This is a genomic window from Entomomonas sp. E2T0, assembly GCF_025985425.1.
Lineage (GTDB): Bacteria > Pseudomonadota > Gammaproteobacteria > Pseudomonadales > Pseudomonadaceae > Entomomonas.
On sequence record NZ_CP094972.1, the window covers coordinates 2,970,147 to 2,982,545 of the forward strand.

General features: G+C 36.2%; 8 protein-coding genes. 4 read left to right on the forward strand and 4 right to left on the reverse strand.

All coding sequences use genetic code 11. The annotated features are described in order from the left end of the window. Positions 1 to 29: 29 nt before the first annotated feature. From MTZ49_RS14155 to MTZ49_RS14170, 4 genes are all read right to left on the reverse strand, one after another. Positions 30 to 797 (reverse strand): heme ABC transporter ATP-binding protein, encoded by a 768-nt coding sequence (locus tag MTZ49_RS14155; protein ID WP_264746101.1) that lies wholly within the window; start codon positions 795 to 797, stop codon positions 30 to 32. Beyond that, positions 797 to 1,813, reverse strand: coding sequence for a FecCD family ABC transporter permease (locus tag MTZ49_RS14160; RefSeq protein ID WP_264746102.1), 1,017 nt, complete (start codon positions 1,811 to 1,813; stop codon positions 797 to 799). The genes MTZ49_RS14155 and MTZ49_RS14160 overlap by 1 nt, the downstream gene beginning before the upstream one ends. A gap of 109 nt (positions 1,814 to 1,922) precedes the next feature. Further along, the gene (locus MTZ49_RS14165; RefSeq protein ID WP_264746103.1) at positions 1,923 to 2,807 is read right to left on the reverse strand and encodes a heme/hemin ABC transporter substrate-binding protein; all 885 of its coding nucleotides are present in this window, start codon (positions 2,805 to 2,807) and stop codon (positions 1,923 to 1,925) included. A 1-nt stretch (position 2,808) separates the two neighbouring features. After that, complete coding sequence (locus MTZ49_RS14170) at positions 2,809 to 3,873, reverse strand: hemin-degrading factor (protein WP_264746104.1); 1,065 nt, start codon at positions 3,871 to 3,873, stop codon at positions 2,809 to 2,811. A gap of 157 nt (positions 3,874 to 4,030) precedes the next feature. Here MTZ49_RS14170 and MTZ49_RS14175 point away from each other — a divergent pair, with 157 nt between their 5' ends. The 4 genes from MTZ49_RS14175 to MTZ49_RS14190 all read left to right on the forward strand — a co-directional run bounded on the left by MTZ49_RS14175 (position 4,031) and on the right by MTZ49_RS14190 (position 12,365). Next, positions 4,031 to 6,277, forward strand: coding sequence for a TonB-dependent hemoglobin/transferrin/lactoferrin family receptor (locus tag MTZ49_RS14175; RefSeq protein ID WP_264746105.1), 2,247 nt, complete (start codon positions 4,031 to 4,033; stop codon positions 6,275 to 6,277). A 140-nt stretch (positions 6,278 to 6,417) separates the two neighbouring features. Continuing rightward, a complete protein-coding gene (gene queD / locus MTZ49_RS14180) occupies positions 6,418 to 6,774 on the forward strand; it encodes a 6-carboxytetrahydropterin synthase QueD (protein WP_264746106.1) in 357 nt (118 codons plus the stop codon). 153 nt (positions 6,775 to 6,927) lie between these two features. Further along, positions 6,928 to 8,643 (forward strand): autotransporter assembly complex protein TamA, encoded by a 1,716-nt coding sequence (locus MTZ49_RS14185; RefSeq protein WP_264746107.1) that lies wholly within the window; start codon positions 6,928 to 6,930, stop codon positions 8,641 to 8,643. After that, entirely contained in the window at positions 8,640 to 12,365 is a 3,726-nt protein-coding gene (locus MTZ49_RS14190) for a translocation/assembly module TamB domain-containing protein (RefSeq protein ID WP_264746108.1), read from the forward strand. Before MTZ49_RS14185 ends, MTZ49_RS14190 begins: the two co-directional genes overlap by 4 nt. The last annotated feature ends 34 nt before the right edge of the window (positions 12,366 to 12,399 follow it).

The window sequence follows — 12,399 nt, forward strand, 5'->3', positions numbered from 1 at the left end:
AGAATCACTTTGTTTAGAGCTATATCAAATTAACATGCAATAACTAGTGGATATCCCTGTATTGGATGTTTCTGGACTAATACATCCAAACCAAATATCGTTTTAACGTTCTCTATAGTTAATACTTGCTGAGGTGTTCCTTTAGTAAAAATTCTACCTTCCTGTAAAAATATTAGTTGATCACAATAACAAGCAGCTAAATTTAAATCATGTAGAATTACCATTACTGTAGCACCTTGTTGTGCACAGTACTTAACAACTTTAAGTAAAGTATGTTGATGTAATGGATCTAGCATGGAGGTAGGTTCATCCAATAACAACACTGACTGATTATTAATAGGCCATAATTGTGCTAATACGCGTGCTAAGTGAACTCGTTGTCGCTCACCACCTGACAACTCCAAATAGTTACGTTTTGCTAAATAGCTAATGTTTGTTAAATCGAGTACTTCCTCAATAATAGCTTGGTCTTTTTTAAACCCTGTATTGTGAGGTAAACGACCAAAACCCACTACTTCATTGACCAAAAAGGCAAAACTCAGGTTAGCTGTTTGCGGTAATACAGCTAAACGACAGGCTCTCTCAGTGGCTTGCCAATCAGCTAACAGTCTATCATCTAAAGTCACTTGCCCTGCTACACTGGCAAGTTCGCCACATAACCCTGCTAGTAAAGTACTTTTACCTGCTCCATTAGTACCTAATACACCTAACAACTCACCACTCTGCAAAGTTAAATCAATATTATCAATAATTGTTTTGTCTGCTCGTTGGAGAGTTAAGTTTTCAGCCTTGATCACTAAAACCTCCTACGCATCAGCAAATATAAAAAGAATGGTGCACCCAATAGCGCTGTTACAATACCTATCTGTAATTCTGCTGGTGCTAAAACTACTCTCGCCACAATATCTGCAAGTAAAAGCAAACAAGCACCTGCTATTGCCGAAGCAGGCAATAATATTCGATGATTAGGACCTACTAATAATCGTATAAGATGAGGTACTACCAAACCAATAAAACCGATCATACCTGTTGCAGCAACTGCGGTACCTACACCTAATGCGGTACAAACAATCAATTCAATTTTTATTCGCTCTACATTAACGCCTAAATGACGAGCTTCAGACTCCCCTAGTAACAAAGCATTTAATCCATTAGCGCGAAAAGGTAAAAAAATACAAATAGCAATCGTCACTATTAATAATGGCCACAAATTAGGGTATACAGCTCCATTTAAACTACCCATATTCCAGAAAGTTAGTTTACGTAACATACTATCATCGGCAATATAAGCTAATAGGCCAATCCCTGCGCCTGATAAAGCAGTAATAGCAACCCCGGCTAAGAGCATTGTAGCAACATCCGTTCTACCATTACGTAATCCCAATCTATACACTAACCACGTAACAACTATTCCACCTAAGAAAGCAAAAATAGATAATAGATAAGGTTCGATAATTAAAGGAATAGTTAAAGATGTACCAAAAACAATAGCAATACCTGCCCCTAAAGCAGCACCACTCGATACACCTATTAGCCCTGGATCTGCTAAAGGATTTCGAAATAACCCTTGCATTGCTACCCCACAAATTGCTAGTACAGCACCAGCCATTACTCCTAACAAAGTACGTGGCATACGAATTTGCCAAATGACTAAACTGTTTTGAGAAGCCTCTGGTTGTGAAGTGAATAACACATACCAAAGCTCTTTAAAAGAAATAGGTATCGCACCAATACTTAGAGATAGCGCAAAAACAAGGATTAATAACAAAATTAATCCTATAAAAAGAGGCTTTATAGCAACTCTACTAATCATGTGTTCATCATCAAATATATTAATTATCTTACGACAAAATAATGTTTAATCTGTTCTCAATAGTAACAGTTTAGCCATTTATAATATCTTTGTATATTTTGTTAAATAATTACAATTGTTTAATTACAGCAATGTCATAAGGAAAATTATAGAATATATGAGCTAACCTTGTTGCCTCTTCAGGGATTCTAGGACCTAATCCTGCCACTAATAATGAAGCATCTAATAAGACTATTTTATTATTCCTAGCAGCATTAGTAATAGTTAATGCAGGTGCAGTTTTACTAATATTGGTTATCAAGGCTTGTTGAGTGCTGCCACCTCTATCTGCCACAATAATAATATCAGGATTTAAAGCTGCTAATGCTTCATTAGAAACCACTTTATAACCATTAAAATCCATTACATTATTACCACCTGCTTGTTCTACTAACCAATCACCAGATGTTTGTTTACCTGCAGCTAATAATCCTCCATGTAAACCTATTACTAGCAACACCTTTGGTGTAGCTTGAGTTTGTCGTGCAGTATCTATAGCTTGACTCAATTGATTAAGTTTATTTTGATAGTTTTGAAATAACTCATTAGCTTTTGCTTGTCTATTAAGTAATTGGCCTAAAATAGATAAGTTATTTTGTAGTGTTTCTAAGTCAGGTTTATCAGATAATACCTTAACTTCTATACCTAAATCTTTTATCTGTTGCAGCACAGTGTTAGGCCCCATTTCGGCACTACCTACTAATAAGTCAGGTTTTAATGAAGCAACACCTTCTGCACTCAACTGCCTTTGATAACCAACCTTAGGTAGGCTGGTTACTTTTTTAGGATAAAGACTAGTAGTATCAATACCTACCAGCTTATCTTCAGCATCTAGTAACACTACCCACTCTGTAATAGAACCTCCCACACTTACAATATGTTTAGGTTCTGAATGAGCATAACTTGTTAATACAATACCTAATAGAAATAATAATGCTAAATACCAACGATACATTCTATTTATCCTCAAGACTAGGAAATGATTCTGCTAACTCACGCCATCCTTTACGCTCTGGAATCCCAGGCCTACGTGGACCAAACAGCTGTAATATAATACTGCCACTTGCATCATAAGCTTCTATACTAGTCACGATGCCCTCTGTAGTTGGCCTTCTTACTCGCCACAACTCAGCAACACCTTCCATTTTAAGGTGTAAATCAAACAGTGGATCTAATACATTAAACCAACCATTAACCCATTTAAGATTTTCCACTAAGCCCGTATGAATCTGCACACAATTATCATTGCCCACAAACACCATAATTTTTTGCTTTAGCTTAGATGCTTTTTCAAATACTTCAGGTAATAAATCAATTGCTAGAGACTCAGCCCACTCTTTACCTATTAATTTTAAAGCCTGCACCCTACCCAACTTATAATCTTTTAACATGGGTACAAAATGGTGAGTATCTTTTAACTCGGCCCAACTTTTTCGAAATGCCTCTACATCTAACTGTTGATCAGCAATAGTTGGCTCACTTAATGGTTTTGGTTCTAACTGTAATGTTTGACTTTGTTCTGGATCTTTAAACCTGTCAATAAAGGGTGTCCATGCTTCAATATTACTGCCTTCTATCAAATAAACTTTATGAACAGCTACACCCTGTTTATCAAATATTTGAATACTACGCAAAATTCCATCTTTAACTATTTTCTCAGGAACTTTATCAACAACTGCAAAGACACTTCCCCAATTACTCATGAGGAAACGTAAGTCAATATCAGGAGAAACAATTAACCCTACTTTGTTATCTTCTCCTATTGCCGTATCAATATAAGCCCCTTTACGTTCATGTACGCAATACTCATTACGAGTTAATGCCATAATCTGACCAAAGCTTTCAATAGCTGGCATTAACAATCCCCATTCGGGTAATAATTTGATTGTATCAATGCCAACCCTACTGGCAACAATTTCACCCTCACTAACACCTAGTTGGTTAGCTGCATCCAATATTCTGAGTTGAGGTTGCGTTTCTTTTAATGAAGACCATTGTTCATACAGTGTTGCAGTTTTCATACTGATATTTCCTAAAAGCTGTTTTGTTGTTTTAGAAAATACTACCTAAAAACCATTTAAATGTAAATCTAAATGATAACTATTTGCATTAAGTTTATTATTTATGTAAAGTTTGCCCTCCTAAAAATAATAGTTAATTTTTTATCAGGGAAAAAATATGTTCACTTTTAGCAGGTCCCAGTTTAAGAAACATCTATATGTAGCACTAGTTGTACCAAGTTTAGTAGTGGCAAAAGAATTACCAAAAGAGAACCATTTAACATTACCTACTTTACAAATCAGTGAAAAACTAGAAGACCAACCTCCCCCTAATGTCTCTTCTATTCAAAATAAAACCCTTGACCAACGTTTCATTAGAAACTTTGAAGATTTAGCTAAAAGAGCTGAACCAGGGATTAATTTCAATAGAACTAACCAAAGTATTAATATCCGCGGTTTAGAAAAAGACAGGGTTCTTACCACAGTTGATGGAATACGCCTTCCTTACTTAGATGATCGTATTCGTGGTGAAAAGGGTGGTGTTGATAGTATTGATTTTAATACTTTATCAAGATTAGATATTATTCGTGGTTCCAATGGCTCACAATCAGGCTCTGGTAGTTTAGGGGGCTCTGTTAATCTTTATACCCTAAGCCCTGAAGACTTACTTACCAAAGATAAAAATTATGGTGCCCTTTTTAAAACCGACTATGACTCTAGTGATCAAAGTTATGGACTTAATATGGCCGTGGCAGGCCGCTTCTCAAATACTTCAGTACTTATTCAAGCAGGTAAGCGTCATGGTCATGAGCTTGATAACAAAGGCCATAGCAACTTATATGGAAATCAACGCACTACTCCTGAACCTACAGATACTAAACAAGAGAACTTTCTACTAAAAGTAAAACAGGATTTAGGTTCTGGTCATCAAATTGGCCTTACAGGTGAACAATTCACAAAAACTAAAGATATAGATTTACGTACCAGTCAAGGTACAACTTATGCAATAGATAATAATGACAGTAGAGAAATTGTTAAACGACAACGAATTTCTGCTGATTATAAATATCGTACAACCTCCAATGATAGCTGGTTAGATGAAGCTGATGCTGTTCTTTATTGGCAACATGCAGAACGAGGTAATAAGCAACAAGCCTATCGTAACAGCAGACCTATTGGTAACTACATGCGCCATAACCAACTACAAAAAGAAATGTATGGTACTGCAGGTAGTATTAGTAAGATTTTCAACCAAGGAAATATTGATCAAAAAATAACCATAGGTGGCGAATGGTATCAGTTAAATGCTAAACAAACAGCTAGTGGTTACGATAACTGCCCTGTATTTACCTCTGTGCCATCACCTTGGGATCCTAATTTTGCTCTTTATATGGCCTGTAGCTCATTACATACCAATCAATCAGATATGCCTAAAACACATGGTCAACAATGGGCTGTTTATTTAGCTGATGAAATTAGTTTTGCTAATGAAAAAATAACAGTAACGCCTGCTATTCGTTATGATTATTACAAACATACGCCACAAAATACTAAAGACTATGTGGCTGGTAATGTACTTAATCAAAACACCAGTAGTTCAAATAAAGATTCAAAAGTATCAGGTAGTCTTACCATTAAGTGGCAATTAGCTGATCAGCTAACAGCCTATGCTCGCTGGTCACAAGGATTTAAAGCGCCAGACCCTACAGAGTTGTATATGAACTATATCAACACAGGTGTAGGTTATGCCACATTAGGCAATGCTAAGTTAAAACCAGAAGAAAGTAACAATTTCGAATTAGGTGCAAATTTAGGTAATGAACAACTAGGTGGCTCAGTTAATTTATTCTATTCCAAATATAAGAACTTCATTGATAGTATTACTGTTGATAATAGTACAATGCAAAGTTTAGGACTTGATCCAAGCACCTATCGTTATGGAGTCGATCGTTGGGAAAATCGCAGCAAAGTGCATATTTATGGTGCAGAAGCAACTGCCCACTGGCAATTTGCCAACAATTGGAAAGTTTGGAGTTCAGCAGCTTGGGCTGTAGGTAAAGATCAACAAACACATCAATATCTAAACTCTATTGCACCACTAACAGGAATCATAGGATTAAACTACCAACGTGATAATTGGGGTGGTGATATTATGATGACCAGTGCAGCAAGAAGAAACAAAGTCGAAAATGATGCTGACTTCAAAGCACCTGGTTATGGTGTTGTAGATTTAACAGCCTACTGGCAACCATCAGCTGTTAAAGGACTGCGTTTACAAGCTGGCGTATTCAACTTAATGGATAAAAAATATTGGAATGCTTTAAATATTCCTGATTCAAGTGGTATGCCTACATCCCTACAACCTTATGACTACTATAGCGAACCAGGTAGAAACTTTAGGGTAGCAGCCACTTATCAATTCTAAGTTTTAATAGATTCTGTTTTAAAAACAGAATCTATTACTTTATAGCTGTTGCTATATACTCATATTTCAATATAAAGCATAGAGTTAATAACGGCTCCTTGTTACAATATCACTTTTAATAGCTTAACGAGTTAACTACCTTGGAATTATTTAAAGAATTTACATTTGAAGCAGCCCACCGTTTACCCCACGTCCCAGAAGGGCATAAATGTGGACGCTTACATGGACACTCTTTTAAAGTCATCCTCTATGTTCAAGGTGAGGTTGATCCTAAAATGGGTTGGATAAAAGACTTTGCTGAAATAAAGGCTATTTTTAAACCTATTTATGAACAACTGGATCATAATTATCTTAATGACATTGCAGGTTTAGAAAATCCTACCAGTGAAAATTTAGCCATTTGGATTTGGCAACAGCTAAAACCACTACTACCTGAACTCTCTAAAATTTGTATCAGAGAAACTTGCACCAGCGGCTGTGAATACATTGGTAATTAACTTATAGATAAAGGGTTTAGAATCGATTTAAATATTATCTATAACAGAACGTACTATATCTTTTGATATTATTTTTTGTTTTAATCCAACGCTTAAACATAGTTTTCTACAAATTATAACTGCTTGTACTACTAATACTGGTCTAACTTCACTATGCGTTTCCACAACACCCTACTTTTTACTTTAGTTAGCTACTCAACAGTATTAGTAGCTAACCAAATTAGTGTAGAGGTTATACCAGAAAATAAAGCCATTAAAGATAATATTGAAGCCTACATTGGTACTTTTGAAGACCAAGATACACCTACTCTATTACGTCTGCAAACTGTTGTAAAAAAACAAGCGATAGAGGCTACTCAAGCACTTGGTTACTATGATACTCAAGTACATACAAGGGTAAGAGGCAAAAAAACTAATCACCCTACCCTGAAAATAAAGGTTTTATTAGGTGATCCTGTTTATTTAAGAAATGTAAATATTGATATACAAGGCGATGCGGCTACGCTTAAAGAATTTAAAATACCCAGTGGCCAAGACTTAACAACAGGCGCCATCTTAAATCATGGTGTCTATGAAGGTGCAAAATCACAAATCAAAGCACAAGCCTTACACTATGGTTTCTTTTTTGGTGAATTTACTCAACATCAACTATTGATTAATCCAGAAGAAAAAAGAGCTGATATCAATATTAAATACCAAAGTGGCCCTCGAGCAACACTAGGAAAAGTTACGTTCAGTAGAGAAGATAACCCCTTTGATGAAGACTTACTATACCGTTTTGTAAATTTTAAAGAAGGGACTCCTTACAATTCAAACCTAATTGCTGAACTCAATAATAACCTACAATCTAGTGGTTATTTTGAAGATGTACGGATTGATGCCATCCCTACTGACAAAGAACATACTGAACTGCCTGTTACTGCCCAAGTTAAAGCAACTAAATCAAGAGTATTAAGTATGGGACTCGGTTTTTCTACAGATATTGGACCGAGAACACAATTTGGCTGGGAACGCCCATGGATTAACAGCAGGGGCCATAAACTAGGTTTTAATACAGAAGTTTCAGGGCCTAGACAAAATATTACCACATGGTATCAAATCCCCATGGAAGACCCATTAACTGACAATGTACGTTTTACTGCCGGTTTACAACATGAAGATATTGTAGACACTGAAAGTACCTTGTTAACCTTAGGAGTAGAACGTAACAAGAAACTTGATAGCGGTTGGATGCGTACACTCTTTTTACGTTGGCAAAATGAAACCTATAAAGTAGGTGAAGAAGATGCTACTCGTATGTTTCTAATGCCTGGCTTTAATTACTCTTATCTAAGATCTGATAATAGTATTGATCCATCTAAAGGTTATCGGTTGCAATTTGGTTTATCTGGTGGCAAAGAAGGTCTCTTATCTGCTGCCGATTTTATTCGTTACACTGGTTCAGCAAAAGGTCTTTACACCTTTGCTGATAAGCATCGTTTTTTAAGCCGTATTGAAGTAGGCGGAATCGATAGCCCAAACTATGAAAAAATACCGCCCTCATTACGTTTCTATGCAGGTGGTGACCAGAGCGTTCGTGGTTATGACTATCAAACACTCTCACCCAGAGATGATGATCACAAAAAGATAGGTGGCCGCTATATGATCGCTGGTAGCATGGAATATCAATATCAATTTGCTGAAAAATGGCGCGCAGCTACCTTTATTGATAAAGGTAATGCTGGTGACTCATGGACAATGGGCCTAAAAACAGGGGTAGGTGTAGGTATACGTTGGGTATCGCCTGTTGGCCCTATTCGAGTGGATATTGCCCATGGTGTTGAAGATAACTCGGTTAGACTCCACTTTTCAATGGGGCCTGAATTATGAAGTTAACACGTAAAATAGCAAAATACTTTTTTATCATTTTACTTATTTTAATCCTATTGCTTATTGCAGCCCTGTCATTTGCTGTAAAAACCGAGACAGGAAGTCGTTACTTACTTAATATTGTACCCGGTTTAACAATTACCAACCCTCAAGGTACATTGAGTGGAGGCTGGTCAGCAGAACAATTAGTTTGGCAAAATGATGGTATTAAAGTAACTATTAACCATCCTATCCTTGATTGGTATGCGAGCTGTCTGGTTAAAGCTAATGTGTGTATTGATAAACTTAGTGTTGAACAATTAAATATTAAACTACTAGATAATAAAGACACTGCCTCTAATGAGTCAGCCAGTGATGAACCTATACAATTACCTACCATCCATTTGCCTGTCAGCATTGATATTAAAACTATTCAACTGGATAAATTAATACTTGATAACCAAGAAATCATTAGTCAAACCTTATTAACTAATACCCATTGGAGTAATGCTAGTGTAAGTTTTGAATCATTGACGTTATATAGTGCTCAAGCAAAAGCTAATATAGCTTTACAAGGTAATATTCAATTAGCGGACAATTGGCCACTGAATATTGCAGGGCAGTTACAGTTGGATCAATTACTTGAAACACCTTGGCAAATTAAACTGAATGCCCAAGGTGAACTACAAAAACAATTAAATTTAGCCATCGAAAGCAGTGGCTATCTACAAGCCAAGATCAATGGTTCTGCACATGTTTTAGAAAAAGATTTACCTGCTGATATAACTGTAAATATTAATGACTTCTTTCCTAGTAATGTTGCGGACTTACCCAAAAGCCTAACTATCAAGCAGTTAAACCTCAACGCGAAAGGTGATTTAGCGAAAGGATTTAGTATTACAAGCCATGCAACACTCGCAGGGCAAACAACCCCTGTAAACGTAACCTTACAAAGTTTAGTAACAGATAAACAAGCAGAACTACAAACACTTACTCTCAATACCACAGAACAACAGTTTGTAAAAATCACTGGCCAAGCTAATTTTCAGCCTAGCCTACAAGCGAAAGCTACTATTGATTACCAACATTTTCCTTGGCAACAGTTATATCCACTAGAATCCTCGCCTCCTGTTGATCTAAGTACATTACTAGCAAACCTACAATATCAAAACAATAACTATCAAGCGGATATCAAAGCTGCCTTAACGGGGCCGGCTGGTAATTTTGCTGTCACCTCGAAATTACTAGGTGACTTAAAACAGATTACCCTTGAAACATTACAAGTAGATACACCAGATAATGGCAATATCACAGGCAAAGCAAAAGTAACATTTGATCCTACTATTACATGGCTAGCTGATCTTAATCTAAAAGCAATTAATCCAAACTATTGGGTACCAGATTTAATAGGACTATTAAATGGTAATATTCATAGTACAGGTACGATAGTAAATAGTGCCATAGAAACAGATAGTAAAATTGATATTACAGGGACTTTACGTAATCAGCCTACTCAAATTAAAACTCAAGTTTTAGCCAAACAGCAAATATGGAAAATTCCTGAGCTACTGGTAAAAGTAGGAAATAATCAGATTACAGGACATGCTGAACTTAACAAAAATATCCAAGCTAACTTAGATATTAATATGCCTTCACTCAACCAACTTTTACCAGAATTAGCGGGTAATTTAAGAGGCAAAGCCCAACTTGCAGGTAGCTTACAACAACCACAAGGCAGTGTTAACTTAACAGGACAAAAATTAGCTTATCAACAACAACGCATTAACCAATTGCAACTAACTGCCAATTTAAATGCTCAACAACAAGCCACTGTCAAACTACAAGCAAATCATATTAGATCAGGTACTACCCAGTTAGGTAATTTAATTATAGAGGGTAATGGTAATATCAATAATCAACAACTAACATTACAGTTAACAGATGGACTGGTTAAACTAATAACTGCTATAAAAAGTCAGCAAGACAAACAACATAATTGGATTGTTGATATTAATAAATTACAGTTAGCCTCGCAAGGTCAAGACTGGCAGCTACAAAGCCCAACTAAACTACATTATAGTGCCGTAGGCGCGCTTACTCTTGACAGTCATTGTCTACAAAATGGTCAGGCAACCCTTTGCGCCATTGAGCAACAAAAATTACTGCCAGAGACACAAATTAACTATAAGTTAGCTAATTTCCCTTTAGACAGTTTAAAACCTTGGTATCCTGAAAATTTCAATTGGAAAGGTATTCTTGCAGCTAACATTGTATTAAAACTGCCACAATCTGGTCCTACTGGAAAAATTGAAATAAATGCTAATAGTGGTACTTTCCAACTGAGAGAAAACTCTGAAGAAAGTTGGCATGACCTACCCTACCAAAAACTTTCATTATTAGCAGATTTAACACCAAGCAAAATCACCTCACATTTAGACTTTATAGGTGGCAACTTAGGTAGCTTAAAAAGCCAACTTACCATCAATCCATTAGCAGCTAATAAACCGATTGCTGGTGATTTCTCTATTAATGGCTTAGATATAAGTATCTTCCAACCCTTTGCTCCTGATATTAATCAACTCGAAGGTAAAATTAATGGCCAAGGCAAAATCACAGGATTCTTAGAGAAACCCTATGTATCAGGTAAAGTAACACTAAATAATGGCACGGTATTAGGTGATATACCTGTTAGCTTAGAACAACTGCAAGTAAATGCTCTAATTGAAGGCGAAAGCCTTAAACTTGATGGTTCGTGGCGTAGTGGTCAACAAGGTAATGCAAAACTTAATGGCAATGTTAATTGGGGTAATGGCCTTAATATCAATATGGCTGTGCAAGCCAATAATTTACCTGTCATTGTAGCGCCTTATGCTAATTTAGAAGCAGGCGCTAATCTAAAATTACAGATGGATACTGAAACCTTAAATGTTAGTGGTACTGTTCAAATTCCTAGAGGTGCTATTAAAGTTAGGGATCTCCCTCCCTCTACAGTAACCATTTCTTCTGATGCAGTCATTGTTAGTAGTACACAATCTACTGAAACTAAAGCACCTATTCGCTTAAATATGGATGTTGAAGTGCTTATTGGAAGTGATCGCCTTAGTTTTCAAGGCTTTGGTCTAACATCTAATATTACAGGTAACTTAAAAATTACCAGAGACTTATTTACACAAGGCTCTGTTAATCTCAATGATGGTATTTATCGTGCTTATGGACAACGTCTAAAAATTAGCAAAGCCAGAATTTTATTTACTGGTTCACTCACAGAACCCACTTTAGATATCGAAGCAATAAGAGAGGTTGGTGATGTAACAGCGGGTATACGTGTAACAGGCCCAACCAGTGAGCCTACAGCTAAAGTATTCTCCAATCCACCGATGAATCAAGATCAAGCGTTATCTTATATTATATTTGGTCGCCCCATGTCATCAGGTGATAATAATGTACTCGCCCAAGCAGCACTTGCTATGGGGGTAGCAGGTTCTTCAGAATCAGTTGCAAATGTTGCAAGTAAAGTAGGTATTCAAGATTTCCAACTTGATACAGAAGGCTCTGGAGATGATACCAGCATTACAGCAAGTGGTAAAATTACAGAAGACTTAAGTATTCACTATGGCGTTAATATTTTTAACTCGCTTAATACTTTAATGTTCCGTTATAAACTTACTAAAACAGTTTATTTAGAAGCAGCTAGTGGTGCTGCAAGTTCATTAGATATTTTCTATAAGAAAAGTTTTAAATAATTATATAGCTGTTACTATTTAATTTTAGATAAAG

Excerpts from the sequence above, each read along its gene's own strand:
- MTZ49_RS14160 (WP_264746102.1), bottom strand. The coding sequence starts at position 1,813 with ATGATTAGTAGAGTTGCTATAAAGCCTCTTTTTATAGGATTAATTTTG.
- MTZ49_RS14165 (WP_264746103.1), bottom strand. The coding sequence starts at position 2,807 with ATGTATCGTTGGTATTTAGCATTATTATTTCTATTAGGTATTGTATTA.
- MTZ49_RS14170 (WP_264746104.1), bottom strand. The coding sequence starts at position 3,873 with ATGAAAACTGCAACACTGTATGAACAATGGTCTTCATTAAAAGAAACG.
- MTZ49_RS14175 (WP_264746105.1), top strand. The coding sequence starts at position 4,031 with ATGTTCACTTTTAGCAGGTCCCAGTTTAAGAAACATCTATATGTAGCA.
- MTZ49_RS14185 (WP_264746107.1), top strand. The coding sequence starts at position 6,928 with ATGCGTTTCCACAACACCCTACTTTTTACTTTAGTTAGCTACTCAACA.
- MTZ49_RS14190 (WP_264746108.1), top strand. The coding sequence starts at position 8,640 with ATGAAGTTAACACGTAAAATAGCAAAATACTTTTTTATCATTTTACTT.